This is a genomic window from Shinella yambaruensis, assembly GCF_050859155.1.
GTDB classification, from domain to species: Bacteria; Pseudomonadota; Alphaproteobacteria; order Rhizobiales; family Rhizobiaceae; genus Shinella; species Shinella yambaruensis.
Window position 1 is genome coordinate 4481359 of the sequence record NZ_CP150638.1, and the last position, 18792, is coordinate 4500150.

At 67.3% G+C, this 18792-nt stretch carries 19 protein-coding genes; 10 read left to right on the top strand and 9 right to left on the bottom strand.

The genetic code is table 11. The features are described 5' to 3' along the window. The first annotated feature begins 198 nt into the window (after nt 1-198). The 5 genes from rpmI to pheT all read left to right on the top strand — a co-directional run bounded on the left by rpmI (nt 199) and on the right by pheT (nt 5337). Nucleotides 199-402 (top strand): 50S ribosomal protein L35, encoded by a 204-nt coding sequence (gene rpmI / locus WMC41_RS21785; RefSeq protein ID WP_024270153.1) that lies wholly within the window; start codon nt 199-201, stop codon nt 400-402. Between the two features lie 39 nt (nt 403-441). Next, nucleotides 442-846, top strand: a complete 405-nt coding sequence (rplT, locus tag WMC41_RS21790; protein WP_064332218.1) for a 50S ribosomal protein L20 — start codon at nt 442-444, stop codon at nt 844-846. Between the two features lie 100 nt (nt 847-946). Next, the gene (locus WMC41_RS21795) at nt 947-1810 is read left to right on the top strand and encodes a serine/threonine protein phosphatase (protein WP_432346348.1); all 864 of its coding nucleotides are present in this window, start codon (nt 947-949) and stop codon (nt 1808-1810) included. Next, entirely contained in the window at nt 1803-2888 is a 1086-nt protein-coding gene (gene pheS, locus WMC41_RS21800) for a phenylalanine--tRNA ligase subunit alpha (RefSeq protein WP_432346350.1), read from the top strand. The genes WMC41_RS21795 and pheS overlap by 8 nt, the downstream gene beginning before the upstream one ends. A gap of 22 nt (nt 2889-2910) precedes the next feature. Next, nucleotides 2911-5337 carry a phenylalanine--tRNA ligase subunit beta gene (gene pheT, locus WMC41_RS21805; RefSeq protein WP_432346352.1) on the top strand — a complete coding sequence of 809 codons (2427 nt, stop codon included), beginning with the start codon at nt 2911-2913 and terminating at the stop codon, nt 5335-5337. 259 nt (nt 5338-5596) lie between these two features. Here the strand turns inward: pheT and mbfA are convergent, their stop codons facing one another. Beyond that, complete coding sequence (gene mbfA, locus WMC41_RS21810) at nt 5597-6580, bottom strand: iron exporter MbfA (protein WP_432346354.1); 984 nt, start codon at nt 6578-6580, stop codon at nt 5597-5599. A 221-nt stretch (nt 6581-6801) separates the two neighbouring features. Between mbfA and WMC41_RS21815 the strand changes: the two genes are divergently transcribed. After that, on the top strand, nt 6802-7626 hold the full coding sequence (locus tag WMC41_RS21815) for a lipo-like protein (RefSeq protein WP_244770305.1): 825 nt from the start codon (nt 6802-6804) through the stop codon (nt 7624-7626). Nucleotides 7627-7653: 27 nt separating this feature from the next. Here the strand turns inward: WMC41_RS21815 and WMC41_RS21820 are convergent, their stop codons facing one another. The 4 genes from WMC41_RS21820 to WMC41_RS21835 all read right to left on the bottom strand — a co-directional run bounded on the left by WMC41_RS21820 (nt 7654) and on the right by WMC41_RS21835 (nt 11041). Next, entirely contained in the window at nt 7654-8319 is a 666-nt protein-coding gene (locus WMC41_RS21820; RefSeq protein ID WP_244770304.1) for an OmpA family protein, read from the bottom strand. A gap of 73 nt (nt 8320-8392) precedes the next feature. Beyond that, nucleotides 8393-9298: an EamA family transporter gene (locus WMC41_RS21825; RefSeq protein ID WP_432346356.1), complete on the bottom strand. Its 906-nt coding sequence runs from the start codon at nt 9296-9298 to the stop codon at nt 8393-8395. A 153-nt stretch (nt 9299-9451) separates the two neighbouring features. After that, nucleotides 9452-10477 (bottom strand): histone deacetylase family protein, encoded by a 1026-nt coding sequence (locus tag WMC41_RS21830; protein ID WP_432346358.1) that lies wholly within the window; start codon nt 10475-10477, stop codon nt 9452-9454. A 153-nt stretch (nt 10478-10630) separates the two neighbouring features. Continuing rightward, the gene (locus WMC41_RS21835) at nt 10631-11041 is read right to left on the bottom strand and encodes a hypothetical protein (RefSeq protein ID WP_432346360.1); all 411 of its coding nucleotides are present in this window, start codon (nt 11039-11041) and stop codon (nt 10631-10633) included. 127 nt (nt 11042-11168) lie between these two features. Between WMC41_RS21835 and WMC41_RS21840 the strand changes: the two genes are divergently transcribed. Then, nucleotides 11169-11942 carry a helix-turn-helix domain-containing protein gene (locus WMC41_RS21840; protein WP_272807308.1) on the top strand — a complete coding sequence of 258 codons (774 nt, stop codon included), beginning with the start codon at nt 11169-11171 and terminating at the stop codon, nt 11940-11942. 2 nt (nt 11943-11944) lie between these two features. On the opposite strand, the gene WMC41_RS21845 is transcribed toward WMC41_RS21840, so the two are convergent. Genes WMC41_RS21845 through WMC41_RS21855 form a run of 3 tightly spaced genes read right to left on the bottom strand, consistent with a single transcriptional unit; the run spans nt 11945 to nt 14021 of the window. Continuing rightward, nucleotides 11945-12310 (bottom strand): transporter, encoded by a 366-nt coding sequence (locus WMC41_RS21845; protein ID WP_244770299.1) that lies wholly within the window; start codon nt 12308-12310, stop codon nt 11945-11947. Next, nucleotides 12307-13014, bottom strand: a complete 708-nt coding sequence (locus WMC41_RS21850; RefSeq protein ID WP_432346362.1) for a class I SAM-dependent methyltransferase — start codon at nt 13012-13014, stop codon at nt 12307-12309. Before WMC41_RS21850 ends, WMC41_RS21845 begins: the two co-directional genes overlap by 4 nt. 17 nt (nt 13015-13031) lie before the next feature. Then, nucleotides 13032-14021 carry a glycosyltransferase gene (locus tag WMC41_RS21855; RefSeq protein WP_272807310.1) on the bottom strand — a complete coding sequence of 330 codons (990 nt, stop codon included), beginning with the start codon at nt 14019-14021 and terminating at the stop codon, nt 13032-13034. 179 nt (nt 14022-14200) lie between these two features. Here WMC41_RS21855 and WMC41_RS21860 point away from each other — a divergent pair, with 179 nt between their 5' ends. The 3 genes from WMC41_RS21860 to WMC41_RS21870 all read left to right on the top strand — a co-directional run bounded on the left by WMC41_RS21860 (nt 14201) and on the right by WMC41_RS21870 (nt 18230). Beyond that, nucleotides 14201-15964 (top strand): hypothetical protein, encoded by a 1764-nt coding sequence (locus tag WMC41_RS21860; protein WP_432346364.1) that lies wholly within the window; start codon nt 14201-14203, stop codon nt 15962-15964. 81 nt (nt 15965-16045) lie between these two features. Beyond that, complete coding sequence (gene xseA, locus WMC41_RS21865) at nt 16046-17632, top strand: exodeoxyribonuclease VII large subunit (protein WP_432346366.1); 1587 nt, start codon at nt 16046-16048, stop codon at nt 17630-17632. Between the two features lie 7 nt (nt 17633-17639). Then, nucleotides 17640-18230: an NAD(P)H-dependent oxidoreductase gene (locus WMC41_RS21870; RefSeq protein ID WP_432346368.1), complete on the top strand. Its 591-nt coding sequence runs from the start codon at nt 17640-17642 to the stop codon at nt 18228-18230. A gap of 59 nt (nt 18231-18289) precedes the next feature. Here the strand turns inward: WMC41_RS21870 and WMC41_RS21875 are convergent, their stop codons facing one another. Beyond that, nucleotides 18290-18772, bottom strand: a complete 483-nt coding sequence (locus WMC41_RS21875; RefSeq protein ID WP_432346370.1) for a MarR family winged helix-turn-helix transcriptional regulator — start codon at nt 18770-18772, stop codon at nt 18290-18292. Nucleotides 18773-18792: the final 20 nt, after the last annotated feature.

The following is an 18792-nucleotide window of genomic DNA, read 5'->3' on the forward strand; positions in this document are numbered from 1 at the left end:
GGATCGAAGCCGCCTTTCGGGGCGGCTTTTCCGTTTCTGCGTGCCGGATGCCGCAATTCACGGATTCCGGTTGCGCTTTTGAGGGACATCGGTTACAAGCCGCCGTCCGAACGGTCCGGCAGGGCATGCCGTGGCCGTTCTTTACGCTGGAGATGGCCTCGTCAGCCGTCTCGAATTCAAGAAGAATGGAGTAGCAAAATGCCCAAGATGAAGACGAAGTCGTCTGCCAAGAAGCGGTTCAAGATCACCGCGACCGGCAAGGTCGTCGCTGCCGCTGCCGGCAAGCGCCACGGCATGATCAAGCGTACCAACAAGTTCATTCGCGACGCGCGCGGCACCATGGTGCTGGCCGAGCCCGATGGCAAGAAGGTCATCAAGAACTACCTGCCGAACGGTCTCTGAGACTAATCGCGCGATTTGATACGTTAAGGAGATCATGACATGGCACGTGTAAAACGCGGCGTAACCTCCCACGCCAAGCACAAGAAGACGCTGAAGGCAGCCAAGGGCTTCTACGGCCGCCGCAAGAACACCATCCGCGCCGCCAAGGCCGCGGTTGATCGTTCCAAGCAGTTCGCCTACCGCGACCGCAAGGTCAACAAGCGCAATTTCCGCGCGCTCTGGATCCAGCGCATCAACGCTGCCGTCCGCGAGCACGGCCTGACCTATGGCCGCTTCATCGACGGCCTCAACAAGGCCGGCATCGAAGTCGACCGCAAGGTTCTGTCCGACATGGCGATCCATGAGACCGCAGCGTTCGGCGCGCTCGTCGCAGCCGCCAAGAAGGCGCTGGAATACCTCAAGGATGCCGGCACGAAGAACGAGTTTGAAGCCGCCGTCAACTGACCGGCGCTTCCACAACCAAAACATCGTTTCGTTGTGAAACCCGCGCCGGGGAACCGGTGCGGGTTTTGCTTTATGGACCGGCCTCGCTAAAGGACTGGAGATGGATGGCAGGCTGAACGATCTTTCCGCGATCCCGGACGCGACGGCCAAGGATATCGAGACGCTTCTCGCCGTCCTTGCCCGTGGCGCGCGCCGTATCGAGCGCGTGGAGATGTCGTTCGGCACCGTCTGGGTGAAGCGCTACGGCACGGAGCGGCCGGTTTTCTGGTCGTGGGCGCAAAACGCTCTCGCCCTTCTGTTCCGCAAACCCTTCCTGCGGCCCTCGCCGCAGCTCGACAGGAAGGCGATGGTCGACCGCGAGGTGCGGCGGATCGCGGCCTTCGCGGCGGCGGGCCTGCCGGTGCCGAGGGTGCTCTACCGCTCCGGCAGCGCGCTCGTGCTCTCCGATGCCGGCCCGACGGTCGGCGCGCAGCTCGGGGTGTTGAAATCGGCCGATCCGGCCGACCACGACGACCTGCTTGTCGCCTGCGCCGCCGATCTCGGCGCGCTGCATGCCAAAAGGCTCTGTCATGGTCGCCCGCACCCGCGCGATCTCTTCCTTGAGGGCGGCCGTGTCGGCTACATGGATTTCGAGGAGGAGCCGGAAGCCGTCATGCCGCTGCCGACCGCCCAGGCGCGCGACCTCTGGCTGCTGTTCCTCCAGCTCGTGCCGAGCGCGCTGGAGGGCGAGACGACCGCCGGCCGGGCCCTTTCCGCCTGGATGGAGAGCGCGCCGGGCGATGCGCTTGCCGAACTCTGTCTTCTCGTGGCGTTCCTCGCCAAGTTTTTATGGCTCACCCGATTGATCGGGCGCGTGCACATGGGTAGTGATCTGCGGCGTTTCCTCGCCGCAACCCGCTATCTGTCGCAGGTTCTCCTGCCGCCCCGCGCGGCCGACGCAAGCAAAGCAGGTAAAGATGACTGAACTCGACACACTGGAACATGGCCTCCTTTCCGCCGTCGCCGAAGCGTCCGACGAGGCGGCGATCGAAGCCGTGCGCGTCGGCGCCCTCGGCAAGAAGGGCTCCGTCTCCGAACTCCTGAAGACGCTCGGCACCATGTCGCCGGAAGAGCGCCAGACCCGCGGCGCGGCGATCAACGCGCTGAAGACCCGCGTCACCGACGCGATCACCGCGCGCAAGTCGGCGCTGCGCGACGCCGCCATCGAGGCGCGCCTTGCGGCCGAGACGGTGGATATCAGCCTGCCGGTGCGCTCCTCGCCCGCCGAGCGCGGCCGCATCCATCCGATCAGCCAGATCGTCGACGAGATCACCGCGATCTTCGCCGACATGGGCTTCTCCATCGCCGAGGGTCCCGATATCGAGACGGACTACTACAACTTCACGGCGCTGAACTTCCCGGAGGGCCATCCGGCCCGCGAGATGCACGACACGTTCTTCTTCCCGGCGGACGAGAACGGCGAGCGCAAGGTGCTGCGCACGCACACCTCGCCCGTGCAGGTGCGCACCATGGAGGCGCAGCAGCCGCCGATCCGCATCATCATCCCCGGGAAGACCTACCGGCAGGATTCGGACGCCACCCATTCGCCGATGTTCCACCAGGTCGAGGGCCTCGTGGTCGACAGGAAGGCGAACGTCGCCAACATGCGCTGGGTGCTGGAGGAGTTCTGCAAGGCCTTCTTCGAAGTCGACAGCGTCACCATGCGCTTCCGCCCGTCCTTCTTCCCCTTCACGGAGCCGTCCTTCGAGGTCGATATCCAGTGCGACCGCTCGTCGGGTCCGATCGTCAAGTTCGGCGAGGGCACGGACTGGATGGAGATCCTCGGCTGCGGCATGGTGCACCCCAACGTGCTGCGCGCCGGCGGGCTCGATCCCGACGAATACCAGGGCTTTGCCTGGGGCATGGGCCTCGACCGCATCGCCATGCTGAAATACGGCATGCCTGACCTGCGCGACTTCTTCAACGCCGACGTCCGCTGGCTGAGCCACTACGGTTTCCGCCCGCTCGACATGCCGACCCTGTTCGGCGGCCTCAGCGCGTAACCGGCATCCAAGGAGAAAGATCATGAAATTCACCCTCTCCTGGCTGAAGGACCATCTCGACACCGACGCCACGCTCGAAGAGATCTGCGCGAAGCTGACGGCGATCGGGCTCGAAGTGGAGGACGTCGACGACAAGGCGGCCTTCAAGCCCTTCGTCATCGCCAAGGTCGTTTCCGCCGAGCAGCATCCGAACGCCGACAAGCTCAAGCTTCTGATGGTCGATACCGGCAAGGGCGATCCGATCCAGGTCGTCTGCGGCGCGCCGAACGCGCGCACCGGCCTTGTCGGCGCCTTCGCCGCGCCCGGCACCTATGTGCCCGGCATCGACGTGACGCTCGCCGTCGGCACCATCCGCGGCGTCGAGAGCCGCGGCATGATGTGCTCGGAAAAGGAGCTGCAGATCTCCGACGACCATGACGGCATCATCGACCTTCCCGCCGATGCGCCGGTGGGCACGAGCTATGCCGCCTATGCCGGCCTCGACGACCCGGTCATCGAGATCAACCTGACGCCGAACCGTCCGGACTGCACGAGCATTTTCGGTATTGCCCGCGACCTCGCCGCCGCCGGCCTCGGCACGCTCAAGGCCGCGAAGGCACCGTCCTTCAAGGTCGAGGGCGAGACGCCGGTCAAGGTCAGGCTGGAACTCGGCGGCGACGATCACCTGTGCCCGGGCTTTGCGCTCCGGCTCGTGCGCGGCGTCAGGAACGGCCCGAGCCCGCGCTGGATGCAGCAGCGGCTTCTCGCCATCGGCCTTCGCCCGATCAACGCGCTCGTCGACATCACCAACTACATGACCTTCGACCAGGGCCGCCCGCTGCATGTCTTCGACGCGGCCAAGGTGAAGGGGAACCTCGTCGTGCGCCGCGCGGCGGAAGGCGAAAAGGTGCTGGCGCTCGACACGCGCGAATACACGCTGAACCCGTCCAACGTCGTCATCGCCGACGATGACGGCGTCGAATCGATCGGCGGCATCATGGGCGGCGAGCATTCGGGCTGCGACGAGAACACCGTCGATGTGCTGATCGAATCGGCGCTCTGGGACCCGATGAACATCGCCAAGACCGGCCGCGCGCACGGCATCATCACCGATGCGCGCTACCGCTTCGAGCGCGGCGTCGACCCGCAATACATGGTGCCCGGCCTCGAACGCGCCACCGAACTGGTGCTGGAGCTCTGCGGCGGCGTGGCCGCCGAAACCGACGTCGTCGGCTACAAGGGCTTTTCGGCCAAGGTCGTCGATTTCCCGTTCTCCGAGGTCAAGCGCCTGACGGGCCTTGACGTCTCCCCGGAAGAGAGCGTGGACATCCTGACGCGTCTCGGCTTCACCGTCACGGGCGCGGGCGAGCGCGTCTCCGTCGCGGTGCCCTCCTGGCGTCCCGACGTCGAGGGCAAGGCGGATCTCGTGGAAGAGGTCATGCGCATCCACGGCGTCGACAATATCAAGCCGGCGCCGCTCGAAAGCCACGGGGCGGTCAACGGCCGCATCCTGACCACGCTGCAGATCCGCTCGCGCCTTGCCAAGCGGGCGCTTGCCGCGCGCGGCATGCTGGAGGCCGTCACCTGGTCCTTCATCCCGAAGGCCCATGCGGAGCTCTTCGGCGGCGGCGCGGCCTCGCTGGCGCTCTCCAACCCGATCGCGTCGGACATGTCGGACATGCGCCCCTCGCTGCTGCCGGGCCTCATCGCCGCCGCGCAGCGCAATGCCGACAAGGGGCATAGTGACGTCGCGCTCTTCGAGGTCTCCGGCACCTATGAAAACGACAGGCCCGAGGGGCAGCGCCGCGTTGCCGGCGGCGTGCGCCGCGGCACGGCCTCGCTTTCCGGTTCCGGCCGCCTCTGGTCGAACGCCGCCAAGGGCGGCGGCAAGCCGGTCGACGTCTATGACGCCAAGGCCGACGCGCTTGCCGTCATCGAGGCCTGCGGCCTGCCGATGGGCAATGTGCAGATCGAGCCGGGCGCGCCCGCATGGTATCACCCGGGCCGGTCCGGCACGATCAAGATGGGGCCGAAGATCGTACTCGGATATTTCGGCGAGTTCCATCCGAAGGCGCTCGGCGCGCTCGACGTCTCCGGCGCGCTCTGCGGCTTCGAGATCTTCGTCGACGCCATGCCGGACCCGAAGAAGAAGGCGACCCGCACCAAGCCGGCGCTCGACCTTTCGCCCTTCCAGGCCGTCAGGCGCGACTTCGCCTTCGTCGTCGACAAGACGGTGGAAGCGGGCGCCATCGTGCGCGCGGCCACCGGCGCCGACCGCAAGCTGATCGCCGCCGTCAACGTCTTCGACGTCTTCGAGGGCGCATCGCTCGGCGAAGGCAAGAAGTCGGTCGCCATCGAGGTCGTCTTCCAGCCGACCGACAAGACGCTGACCGATGAGGATTTCGAGGCGCTCACCGCCAGGATCGTCGGCAATGTCGCCAAGGCCACGGGCGGCACGCTGCGCGCCTGACCGGGACAGGAGCGGGGCGGCGACGCCCCGCTTGCCAATTCGTGAGCGTCGGTCGCATTTTGTGAACGGACCGTCGCCTGCTCGTGGATTGAAGATTGGTTAGCAAGACCTTAATTCCCTTGTCGGGAGGGTATAGAGGTCGACATGGATTCTGCTGCCAATCTCCTGCCGCTCGCCATCATGGGCGTCGGCGTCTATCTTTTCTTCCGCTGGGTGGTGCGCGACATGAACCGCCCGACAGGCCGGTAGAACTTCTCCTTTACGCATTGCCGATCAGCACGCCCGCGGCCAGGACGAGGCTGCCGCCGAGCACGACCTGGAGAACGGCGCGGAAGAACGGCGTTTCCATGTAGCGGTTCTGGATGAAGGCGATCGCCCACAGCTCCACGAAGACGACGAAGACGGCGATGGTCGTCGCCAGCATGAAGTTCGGGATGAGATAGGGCAAAGCGTGGCCGAGGCCGCCCAAGGCCGTCATGATGCCCGAGGCAAGGCCGCGCTTGACCGGCGAGCCGCGGCCGGAGAGCTTTCCGTCGTCATGCGCCGCTTCGGTGAAGCCCATGGAGATGCCGGCGCCGACGGAGGCCGAGAGGCCGACGAGGAAGGTCTGCCAGGTGTCCTGCGTGGCGAAGGCGGCGGCGAAGATCGGCGCGAGGGTCGAGACCGAGCCGTCCATCAGGCCGGCAAGGCCCGGCTGCACATAGGTCAGCACGAATTGCCGCCGCGCCGTCTGGTCCTCCTCCGCCTTCACATCGGCGGGTATGTGCTGCTCGCCGAGCCGGCGGGCGAGCGATTCATGGGATTTTTCCGCCAGCGCCAGGTCGCCGAGCAGTTTTCGCGTCGCCGCGTCCTGCGTGCGCGAGGCGGCGGCGAGGTAGAAGCGGTGCGCGGCGTCCTCCATCGCCTCGGCCTGGGCGCGGATCGCCTCGAGCGGCATGTTCGCGATCAGCCAGTCCGGCTTGAGCTCGGGGAAATCGCGCACATATTCGCGCCGCACCAGCGGGATGCGGTCGCCGAAGCGCGCCACATGCCGGTCGATCAGCAGCTGGCGGTGATGGCTCTCCTCCTCCGCCATTTCCTCGAAGATGCGGGCGGAATGCGGATAGGCGTCGCGCAGCGCATCGGCATAGGCGAGATAGATGCGCCCGTCATCCTCTTCCGAGGAGATGGCGAGGGCGAGGATTTCCTGTTCGCTGAGGGATTCGAGGCTGCGTTTGCCGGGATGGAGAAGACGGGAGAACATTGACGACAATCCAGTTTAGAATAATTCTAAATATAGGATCGAAGCTGCTCCGGTCAACCTCGACAGGATGTCGCGCGTAAGGCTAGAGTGGCCGGGGCCTGGAGCAATTCCAGCAAAAGTGCGCAGCGGTTTTGCGTCCGGAATTGCGTAAAGACAAACAGATGGAGCGTTTTCGCGATTCGGGGAAAAGCGGAAACGATCCACACTGCGAAGGACGCGACGTGACCGCCGGACTGAAGCCGCTTAACGCAAGCCGCGACACGCTGCTCGATCGCATCGGCCGCCGTTTCGCCGACAAGCTGCAAAGCCAGACCTCCGGCTACGAGCCCTATACGCCCTCCGACCCCGAAACGCTGGCGCGCACGCTGCGGCCCGGCGACGTGCTTCTGGTGGAGGGCAACCAGAAGGTCTCGGCGGCGATCAAGTACCTGACGCAGTCCACCTGGTCCCATGCCGCGTTCTTCGTCGGCGACGAGGTGCCGCTGACGCTGGACCAGGCGGCGCTGCCCGCCACGCAGCGCCCGCAGCTCATCGAGGTCAATCTCGGCGAAGGCTGCGTCGCCGTGCCGCTCACCAAGTACCGTACCTACAACACGCGCATCTGCCGCCCGGTCGGGCTGACGCCGGAGGATCGCGACGCGCTCATCGCCTTCATGGTCTCGCGCCTCGGCCTGAAATACGATCTGAAGAACATCACGGACATGCTGCGCTACTTCCTGCCGACGCCGCCCGTGCCGGTGCGCTGGCGCCGCCGCCTGATCGCCTTCGGCTCAGGCGATCCGACGCGGGCGATCTGCTCGACGCTGATTGCGGAAGCCTTCGAGATGATCCGCTACCCGATCCTGCCGGACGTCACGCGCGCGCCCGGCCATGCCGCGGCGACCTCGACCTATTCGCGCGAGGAGATCCTGCATATCCGCCATCATTCGCTCTATACGCCGCGCGACTTCGACCTCTCGCCCTATTTCGAGATCGTCAAGCCGACCTTGAAATACGGTTTCGACTACAAGCGGCTGGAATGGGGGCCGGGCCGCGAAGGGCCGTGACGGCCCGACGCGCCAACCGCCGACGGATCAGCCCTGCTTGAGCGGCGAGATCGCGATCTCGACGCGGCGGTTCTGCGCGCGGCCGGCTTCCGAGGCGTTGGATGCGATCGGGCGTTCCAGGCCGTAACCCATCGCCGACATGCGGCGCGGGTCGACGCCGCGGCCGGCCAGATAGTTGGCGACCGAGTTGGCGCGGCGGTTGGAGAGGTCCATGTTGTAGCCGGCATTGCCGACCGAATCGGTGTGGCCGTCGACGTCGATCAGCGTCTTGTCGAACTTGCGCAAGACGAGCGCGACCGAATCGAGCGTCGGATAGAACGGCGGGATCACCTGGTCCTGGTCGGTGGCGAAGGTGACGTTCGACGGCATGTTGAGGATGATGCGGTCGCCCATGCGCGTGACGGAAACGCCGGTGCCCTGAAGCTGGGCGCGCAGCTCGGCTTCCTGGTTGTCCATGTAGTTGCCGATGGCGCCGCCCGCCAGCGCCCCGACGCCGGCGCCGATCAGCGCGGCATTGCGGCGCTGCACCGGGTTGTTGCCGATCAGGAGGCCGGCAACCGCGCCGACGCCCGCACCGATCGCCGCACCGCCGGCCGTGTTGGAAACCTTCTGCTCGCCCGTATAGGGATCCGTCGTCGTGCAGGCGGAAAGGTAGGTCGCGGCGAGCGCGACGAGCGCAACTTTCTTGTACATGGAGTGTCCCCGGAAACGTCGATGATTCTGCTTCAACCTAGCGATTGCGGCAGGAACATGAAAGAGGCCGCTTTCAGGCGGTTTTCCCCTCGCCTTCGCCCTTTCCGCTGGACGTGACACCCGCGCTTGCCGCCACCACAAGCGCCGTGCCGAGCATCTGCAGGGGCGTCATCGGCTGGCTGAGCACGAGGAAGCCGGCGAGCGCGCCGAGCGCCGGCTCCAGGCTCATCAGGATGCCGAAGGCCGACATCGGCATGCGGCGCAGCGCGGTCATCTCCAGCGCATAGGGCAGGAGCGGCACGAGCACGGCGAGGCCGAGGATCATGCCGAGCCCTTCCGGGTTCAGCGCCTCGGCGGCGCGCGGCAAGCCGAAGGGGGCCGCGACGATGGCCGCGAAGACCAGCGACATGGAGAGCCCTTCGAGCCCCTTGAACGCTGCGCCGGTCTTCTTCATGAGGATGATGTAGGTGCCCCAGCCGACGCCGGCACCGCAGGCAAACAGCATGCCCATGGGATCGCCGACCCAGCCTGCGCCGTCATGCGACAGCAGCACGACGCCGATAAAGGCCGCGCCAGGCCAGATCAACCGCCAGCCCGCGCCGAGCGACCAGGTGGCGACCGCCAGCGGTCCGAGGAATTCGATGGCGACGGCAAGGCCGAGCGGGATGCGGTGGATCGCCGCGAAGAAACAGAGTGTCATTGCCGCCATGGTGGCGCCGAGCAGCATGGCGCTCTTCCACTGGTCGCGGCTGTAGGCGCGCATCGGCGGCCGAACGATCAGGGCCAGGATCGCAGCCGCCATGACGAGGCGCAGGAATGTGGTGGTCGAGGGACCATAGGCATCGATCGCGGTCGCCGAGAAAGCGGAGCCGAACTGGATGCTCGACATCGAGCCGAAGCATAGCAGGACGCCCGTGAGGAGCCCCGCATTGCCCGAGCCCGAAAGCCTGCCGCCCGTCGCTGTCTGTTGGTCGGCCATGAAAAGCCCTCCCGGTGCTCCAGATTCTTGTTTTTACCGCATTATCCGACGCAAAAAGCGACTTCGCTTCGGCTGGAAATGCTCTAGAGGAGGGGGCGTCACGCGGCAAATGGATAATCGTGACGCCTTGCTTCAGGAAAATTGATGCTGGCCTCAGCCCGCAATGCCCTTCAGCGTGTTGGCGACGTTGGGGCCGATTTCCGGCACGCCGTAGCCGCCTTCCATGACGACGAGCACCGGCACGCCGCTTGCCGCGACCGCCCGTCCCATCGTGATGTAATCCGGCGAGGTCAGCTTGAAGAAGGAGATCGGGTCCTTCTCGAACGTATCGACGCCGAGCGAGAGCACGATGATCTCGGCGCCGAAGGCCGAAATGCGCTTCAGGGCATCGGTGAGCGCCGCTTCCCAGACGGAGAAGGGCGTGCCGGGCGGCATGGGATAGTTCTGCGTCGTGCCTTCGCCGGCGCCCTTGCCGGTCTCTTCCGCATAGCCGAGGAAATGCGGGAAGGCTTCGGCCGGATCGCCGTGCAGCGAGGCGAAATAGACGTCGCCCCGCTCGTAGAAAATGTCCTGCGTGCCGTTGCCGTGGTGGAAGTCGACGTCGAGCACGGCAACCTTCTTCGCGCCCTTGTCGAGGAAGCGCTGGGCGGCGACGGCGGCGTTGTTGATGAAGCAATAGCCGCCGAAGCTGTCGATGCCGGCATGGTGGCCCGGCGGGCGGCAGAGCGCGAAGGCGGCCTTCGCGCCGTCCGCGACGATATCGGCCGCGGTCACCGCGCTCTGCATGGAGGAGACGGCGGCTTCCCAGGTGCCGGGCGAGATCGCCGTTTCCGTGGCGTTGCAATAATAGCCGAGCAGGCCGTCGATCTGGGTCGGGATGCGCGGCGAGGTGCGGCGCACGGGGAACGAGGTGGCGATGGCCTCGCCCTTGTAGCCGGCGGCCTTCCATTTCTCCCAGGCCCCTTCCAGGAAGGAAAGGTAGCCGGCGTCATGCACCTTCAGCGCGGTCTCGAGCCCGTGGCGTTCCGGCGCGGAAACGTCTGTGAAGCCGGCATCCTTGACCGCCGCCAGGATCCATTCCGCCCGGAACGGCGCCTCGAAGGGCGCCACCAGCTCGCCGCCGTAAAGCTCGCTGCGGGCGTTCCTGAGCTTGTGGTCCTCGGAAAAAATGACGCGCATGAAAGGCTCCCCGTGTTCAATCGGGCGCGACGGTAGTGCATTTTCCGGGGAAGGGGAATCTCCCCCAGGTGATAGATGGCATGTTGCGCGGGACCTGGAACGGCAGCGCCCCCGCTTTTGGCGGGGGCGAAGGGGATGCGGGCATCGGCACGTTCAGGCAAGCGCGGCGCGCTGCTGCCGGCCAAGGCCGATCTGCTTGAGCAGCATGATGTCGGCGACCGCGACGGCGGCGAGCGCGATGAGGCCCATGCCGGCGAAGGTCAGCCCGCCGCTGGCGAAGACGAGGACGGCGAGGCTGCCGATGAGCCAGGCCGTATCGCCGGCGATGGCGACGCGGATGGCGGCGGGCGAAGGCCGCGCCTGCCGGCCGACGGCGACGTGGAAGACGCCCCAGACGACGAAGAAGGCGGCAAAGCCGTGGAGGACGGCCGGCGTCGCATGCGGGCCGACGAGGGTGCCGACCGGGCCGGAGAAGGCGAAGAGGCCGGCGGCCACGGCCAGCGAGAAGGCGCCGTCGAAGAGCATGACGGACTTCAGGAGGTTGCGGTTGAGGGTGGCGAACATGGTGGGCTCCTTTCGTTTCGATGGGCCCATCCTGCCGAGGGCGGGGATGCAAACCAATTACCTTGGAGGTAATGGAAATCATGCCGCGCTTCCTGTTGAGTACGCGGGCACCGAACAGGAGGCGACAATGGAATTCGGCGAACACCTGAAGGAATGGCGCAGCCACCGGCGCATGAGCCAGCTGGAGCTGGCGACCGAGGCCGGCATCTCCGCCCGCCATCTCTCGTTCCTCGAAACCGGCCGCTCGCGCCCCTCGGAAGGCATGATCCTGCGCCTTTCCGCCGTGCTCGACATTCCCGCGCGCGACCAGGGCATGCTGTTTTCCGCCGCCGGCTTCCGCCCGCGCTTCGCGACGGCGCCGGCGGCGAGCCTTGCGGCCTTTCCGCCGGCCGTGGCGGAGGCGATCGGCCTCATCCTCGCGCGGCACGACCCCTATCCGGGCGTCGTCTTCGACCATGAATACAACGTGCTCGCCGCCAACCAGGCCTTTCTCGGCCTTGCCGGCATGGCGGGCATCGCGGTCTTGCCGGGCGACAATTTCCTCGATGCCTATCTCGGTCCGACGCCGCTGCGCTCGATCGTCGTCAACTGGGCGCAATCGGCCGCCGACCTCGTGCATCGCATCCGCGCCGAGGCCTGGCTGCAGGGCCCGCGCAGCCCGCTTTCGAAGCGCATCGAAAGGCTGGCCGCCGCCGCCGACATCCGGGCCGCGCTGGAGGCCTTTCCGGAGACGGACCGGCTGCCGATCCTGCCGATCGAGATGAAGATCGGGACAAAGCACTTCAACTGGATCACCACGCTCACCTCCTTCGGCTCGGCGCAGGACGCGCTGGTGCAGGGCGTGCTGATCGAGAGCTTCTTCCCGGCGGATGCCGAGACGCGGGCGCATTTCGAAGGATAGGCTCAGCCGTTGATGACGAGCATGCCGCCGATGATGAGAAAGGCGCCGAGCGCATAGCGCAGCGTCAGCGCCTCGCCGAGGAAGAGGCTGGCGAGGAGCGGCACGAAGCAGAAGGTCAGCGCCATGAAGGAATAGCCGATCGTCAGCGGCACTGCCTTCAGCACGAAGATCCAGATGACGGTGCCGGCCCCGTAGATCGCGAGCGCCAGCAGCAGCAGCGGGTTGAATGCCAGCGCCGCCAGCCCCTTGAGGCCGAAGTCGCCGGTCGTGCCGCTCGTCAGCTTGAACAGCACCTGTCCTGCCGCGATCAGGAGCGGCGTGCCGAGGAGGCCGGCCCAGATCGCGGGGCTGTAGGCGCTCGTCGTCACGCGTCCGGCTCCGCGCGGTCTTCCATGTAGAAGATGTCGCGGCCGATATCGACGCAGACATGGCGCTGCGGCACGGGATGCACGGCGCGCAGGAAGGAATGCGTATAGGGGAAGAAGTTGAAGTGCGGGTTGAAGCTGTAGCGGTATTCCCGCTCCCGCGGCACGACGATGATCAGCCGCCGGCGGGCGATGCGGCGCAGCTCGGCGATCGCCTGGCGGTATTCCAGCACGTGCTCGATGACATGGGTGCAGACGACCGTGTCGAACTCGCCGTCCGCGAAGGGCAGGGATTCGATCATCGCCGCGACATATTCGACACCGGCGATGCTCGCGGCATCCTCCACGACGAAATCGACGCCCGTCAGCCGCTTCAGGCCGGGATTGCCCGCCTTGATGTGGCTGAGCAGCGCGCCGGTGCCGCAGCCGACGTCGCAGACGCTGTCCCCGACGATGGAGGCGACGATGCGGTCGATGCAGGCCCGCGAATTGTCCGTACCGGCATGGACGCGCGGATGTTCGCGATAAAGATCCTCATATTCCGCGGCGGTGAGGAAGGGCGCGCGCTCGCGGAACGTCGCGAGCTTGCCGATATGCTTGCCCCAGACGAGGCTTGCGGCCTGCTTGAACAGCACGGAATCGCGCAGGATCGGTGGCAGCACGTCCTCGATCACGAAACGGATGCGGTTGGTGGTTTCCCTGTTCATGGTCGTCTTCCGTTCGATCAGGCCGCGAGATGCCGCGCCGCCTTGTCCGCCTTGCGGGCGGTGCGGACGTACCGGCCGGCGGACTGGTTCATGTAATGGATGCGCAGCTGCTCGGCTCTGGCGCGCGCCAGGGAATCGAGGATGAGGCCGGCGGAAAAGACGAGGAACGAGATCATCATCAGGGCGAGCGAGAACACCCAGGTCGGCATGCGCTCGACGAGGCCGGTGCGGAAATAGGCCGCCAGAACCGGCGCCATGAAGGTGAGGCTCGCCGCCATGAAGAGGCCGCTGATCGTGCCGAAGAACACGAAGGGCCGCGTCTCCTTCATCAGCATGGCGAACATCCAGAGGATCTTCGCGCCGTCCTTGAAGGTCGAGAGCTTCGAATGCGAGCCTTCCGGCCGCCGGCCGTAGTCGAGTTCCAGCTCGGCGATCGGCATGCGCAGGCGCGAGGCGTGCACCGACATTTCCGTCTCGATCTCGAAGCCGCCGGAAACGGCCGGGAAGCTCTTGGCGAACCGGCGCGAGAAGGCGCGGTAGCCGGAGAAGATGTCCGAGAAATCGTTGCCGAACAGCGAGCGGAAGAGGGTGTTGAAGATGCGGTTGCCGAAGGCGTGGCCCTGCCGGCCGGCATCGGCGGTGACGCCGCGGCGCGTGCCGACCACCATGTCCGCGCCCTCGGTGATCAGCGTGCGGATGAGCTCGGGCGCGTCGGAGGCGGCATAGGTGCCGTCGCCGTCGGCCATGATGTAGATGTCGGCCTCGATGTCGGAGAACATGCGGCGCACCACGTTGCCCTTGCCCTGGCGGCGTTCGCGCACGACGGTCGCGCCGGCCAGCGCCGCGCGCAGCGCGGTCGAATCCGTGGAGTTGTTGTCGTAGACATAGATGCGGGCCGAGGGCAGCGCGGCGCGGAAACCGCTCACGACGTCGCCGATCGTCTGCGCCTCGTTGTAGCAGGGCAGCAGCACGGCGATCTCAAGGTCTTCCAGCAAGGCTTCCGTCATGGCGTGCATTCTCCCGTGTGGGGCGGCCTCATGCGACCCACGGTTTTACTATTTCTTGAGAAGGTTAAGGCTAGGTTTCGGCTGGCTTCCAATGACGGACGAAGGGGCGAAACGTGTCGAAATCCATGCCTGCGGCCCTGCCGTTCGCAACCGGGGACGCGCCTGCCGGGCGCACCGGGATGACCTTGCGCGTGCTCGCCTTCTACAGCCTGCTGACGATCGCGGTGCTGCTCGCGCTGTCGCTGCCCTTCGCGAGCGACTATGTCGGGGCGGACAATGACGATGCGATGCGGCTCGTCGTGGTGCGTGACCTCCTGGCCGGGCAGAGCTGGTTCGACACGACGCAATACCGTCTCGGCCTTGCGGGCGGCACGCCCATGCACTGGTCGCGCTTCGTCGACCTGCCGATCGCCAACCTGATCAGCTTCTTCTCGCTTTTCGCCGGCCAGCGGCAGGCCGAGGCACTGGCGCTCGCGGTCTGGCCGTCCTTCCTCGTCGTGCCGGTGCTCTTCGGCGCGGGGCTTGCCGGCTACCGGCTGGGCGGCACCATGGCGATGCATGCGACGCTGGTCCTGACCGCCATCCTCATCGTGTCGCTCAATCGCTTCCAGCCCGGCTCGATCGACCATCACAACGTGCAGATCGCGCTGGTGACCGGCATTGCGGCGATGCTGCTCTCGCCCGACATGCGGGCGCGCGACCATGCCATTGCCGGCGTGCTTGCCGGCTTTGCCATCGCCATCGGCGCGGAAACGACGCCGCTGATCGGCACGGTCTGCCTCGTGGTCGCCCTGCGCTGGGCCTGGCACGGCCGTGCCTTCCGCGATGCGGCCACCGCCTTCAGCCTCGCCCTCGCCCTGACGGTGACCGGCGCCTTCTTCGCGACCGTCGCGCCGTCGCACTATACGCAGGTGACCTGCGACAGCCTGTCCTACGGTTTCTATGCGCTGGCGACGCTGGGCGGCGGCACGCTGTTCCTGACGGCATCGCTGGCGAGCGCCTGGCCGTTTTACGGCCGGCTTGCCGCGCTTGCGGGCGCGGGGGGCGTCGTTGCCGCCGCGGTGCTGCTGATCGCGCCCGGATGCCTTGCCAATCCGCTCGACGCGCTCGACCCGCTGCTGAAGACCTTCTGGCTCGACATGGTCATCGAGGCCCAGTCGGCCGCCGCCCAGTTCCGCCTCGATCCCGCGTCGATCGCCAGCTTCTACGCCACCGGCCTTCTCGCCATCGCCGCCTGCCTCTGGAGCGTGCGTCGCCGCGAAGCCGCCGAGATGCACCTGATCCTGCTTGCGCTGCTGGTCGTCGCCTTCGCCGTGTCGATCATCCAGATCCGCGGCGCGATCTTCGTCTACGGGCTCGCGGCCATCCCGCTCGGCCGGATGATCGCCCAGCTGCGCAGCGCTGCCAATGCGCAGCCGAAGAACCTGAAGCTCGGCCTTGCCTTTGCCGGCCTGACGCTTGCCTCGACGCCCGCCACCTGGGCGCTGGCCGGCGCGCTCTTGCCCGGCCAGTCGGGCGACGTGCTGCGCGCCCAGTTTACGGCGGGCGCGAAGCCGCCCTCCTGCACCGACGAGGCCGTGCTGGCGCCGCTCGCCCGCGAGCCGGTCGGCGTGGTCGCTGCCGTCTCGGATCTCGGTGCGCCGATCCTGCGCTTCACCGGCCACCGCGTGCTCTCGGCGCCCTACCACCGCAACCAGGGCGGCATGCTGACGGAACTGCATATCGGCCTGTCCAATCCCCGGCAGGCCGAAGCGTTCCTGCGCGGCGCCGATGTGACGCTGCTTGCCTTCTGCCCGCGCAACGCCCAGACGAACCTGATCGCCGACGCGGAGCCGCAGGGGCTCTATGCCAGCCTCCTGAAGGGCGAGGTGCCGGCCTATCTCGAACCGGTCGAAGCCACGCAGGGCGCCGTGCTGCGTCTTTACCGGGTGAGGCCCGAATAGCGCGGGGGAACGGCAAAGTGGGCTGGGGATGCCGGCCGCGGCACCCTGTCATCCGCCGGCAAACGCACTACACTTTGCCGCATGAGCTTTTTCCCCGAGACTGATTCGCCCAGCAATCTTGCCGAATATTCGGTGTCGGAGCTTTCCGGCTCCATCAAGCGCACGGTCGAGCAGGCTTTCGACCAGGTGCGCGTGCGCGGCGAGATCTCCGGCTATCGCGGCCGGCATTCCTCGGGCCATGCCTATTTCTCGCTGAAGGACGATCGCGCGCGCATCGACGCGGTGATCTGGAAGGGCAGCTTCTCGCGCCTGCGCTTCAAGCCGGAAGAGGGCATGGAGGTGATCGCGACAGGCAAGATCACCACCTTCCCCGGCTCCTCGAAATACCAGATCGTCATCGAGGCGCTGGAGCCGGCCGGGGCCGGCGCGCTGATGGCGCTGCTCGAGGAGCGCCGCCGCAAGCTCGCCGCCGAAGGCCTCTTCGATGCGGAGCGCAAGAGGCCGCTGCCGTTCCTGCCGAAGGTGATCGGCGTCGTCACCTCGCCGACGGGCGCCGTCATCCGTGACATCCTGCACCGCATCGCCGACCGCTTCCCGGTCCATGTCGTCGTCTGGCCGGTCAAGGTCCAGGGGGAGGGCTCGGGGCAGGAGGTCGCCGCGGCCATCGAGGGCTTCAACGCCTTTGCGCCCGGCGGGGCGGTGCCGCGGCCGGACGTGCTGATCGTCGCGCGCGGCGGCGGCAGCCTGGAGGACCTCTGGAGCTTCAACGACGAGATCGTCGTGCGCGCCGCGGCCGCCTCGACGATCCCGCTCATCTCCGCCGTCGGCCACGAGACGGACTGGACGCTGATCGACCACGCCGCCGACCGCCGTGCGCCGACGCCGACGGGGGCTGCCGAAATGGCGGTGCCGGTGAAGGCCGATCTCGATGCGGAGGTCGCCTCGCTCACCGCGCGCCTGCGCGGCGCCACGGCGCGCCAGATGGACAGCCGCCGGCAGGGCGTTCGCGCGCTCGCCCGGGCGCTGCCCTCGCTCGACCAGCTCCTCGCCCTGCCGCGCCGCCGGTTCGACGAGGCGGCGGCGGGCCTCGGCCGCGGCCTGCAGATGAACACGGCGGGCAAGCGCCGCGCCTTCGAGCGCACGGCGGCGCATCTGCGGCCCGACATGCTGCTCACCCGCATCGCCGAGCGCCGCCAGCGCGTCGCCGACCGCCTGCAGCGCGCCGAGCGCATCGTCGAGCGCCGGCTCGACCAGCTCCGCGCGCGCCTCGCCGCTTTCGACGTCTCGCTGCGCGCGACGCCCGCCCGCATCGCCGCGCAGACCGGCCGGGCGCGCGACCGCCTGTCGGGCCTTGCGCTGCGCGCCGAAAGCGCGCTCGCCGGCGATCTCGCCCGCCGCCGCGCCCTCCTGCAGGCGCAGGACCGCGTGCTGCAATCGCTCTCCTACCGCAACGTGCTGAGGCGCGGCTACGCGCTGGTGCGCGACGAGGAGGGTTCGCCGGTGAAGGGCGCTGCCGGCCTCGGCCCCGGCCGCACCATCGCCATCGAGTTCGCCGACGGCACGGTGGACGCCGTCACCGGCGCGGGCGGCGGCGCGCCGCCGCGCAGGAAGGCCGCGAAGGGCGAGGCGGAGGAGAAGCCCGCGCCCCGCCAGGGCTCGCTGTTCTGAGGCCGGCATGCGCATCCTGCTCGTGCTCGCCCATCCGCTGGAGGAAAGTTTCGCCGCAAGCGTCGCCGGCACGGTGCGGCGGCGGCTGGAGGCGAACGGCCATGCGGTCGATCTGCTCGACCTCTACCGCGAGGGCTTCGACCCGCGCCTGACGCCATCCGAGCGCGCCCGCTACTTCGAACCGGGCTACGACCCGTCCGAAGCCGAACCTTTCGTTTCCCGCCTGAAAGAGGCGGAGGGGCTGGTGCTCGTCTTTCCGCAATGGTGGTTCAATTTCCCGGCCATCCTGAAGGGCTTCTTCGACCGGGTGTTCGCGCCCGGCGTCGCCTTCGAGAACGATCCGGCCGGCGGGCGCATCCAGCCGCGGCTCGGCAATATCCGCCTGTTCTGGGCGTTCAGCACGACCGGCTCGCCCTGGTGGGTGGTGCATCTCTACATGGGCAATCCGGTGAAGCGGCTCCTGAAGCGCGGCATCGCCGCCTTCTGCGCCAAGGGCCTCGATTTCAGGATGGTGAGCCTGCACGACATGGACCGCGCGAGCGAGGAAAAACGCAAGGCGCATCTTGCGCGGGTCGAGCGGCTCGCCGGCCGCATCTGACCGGGAGCAATTCCAGCAAAGGTGCCAAGCGGTCCTGCGCCGAGAAAAGCGGACATGCGCTATTCGAACGCGGCGAGGAACTTTCGCAACAGGCCGTCCAGCGCCGCGCGCTCGTCCGTGCCGAGCGCCTCCAGCAGGCGATGCTGGTTCTCCACATGGGCCGTCACCGCCGCATCGACCAGCGCAAAACCCTTCGGCGTCAGCGCGATGATGACGCTGCGCCGGTCCTCGGGATTGTGCGCGCGTTCGATGAGGCCCGCCTTTTCGAGCTGGTCGAGCCGGTTGGTCATCGTGCCCGAGCTGACCATGGTGGTGGCGAGCAGGTCGCCCGGCGAAAGCCGGTAGGGCGGGCCGGCGCGGCGCAGGGTCGCCAGCACGTCGAAACTTGCGGCGTTCAGCCCGTGCGCCGCCAGCGCCTTCTCGGTTTCCCGGGCAAGATGGGTGCGCAGCCGCGCGAGGCGGCCGAGCAGGCCCATCGGCTCGACATCGAGGTCCGGCCGTTCGCGGTTCCACTGGGCGAGAATTCTGTCGATGTGATCCATAACGCGACTTAACGGCGCCA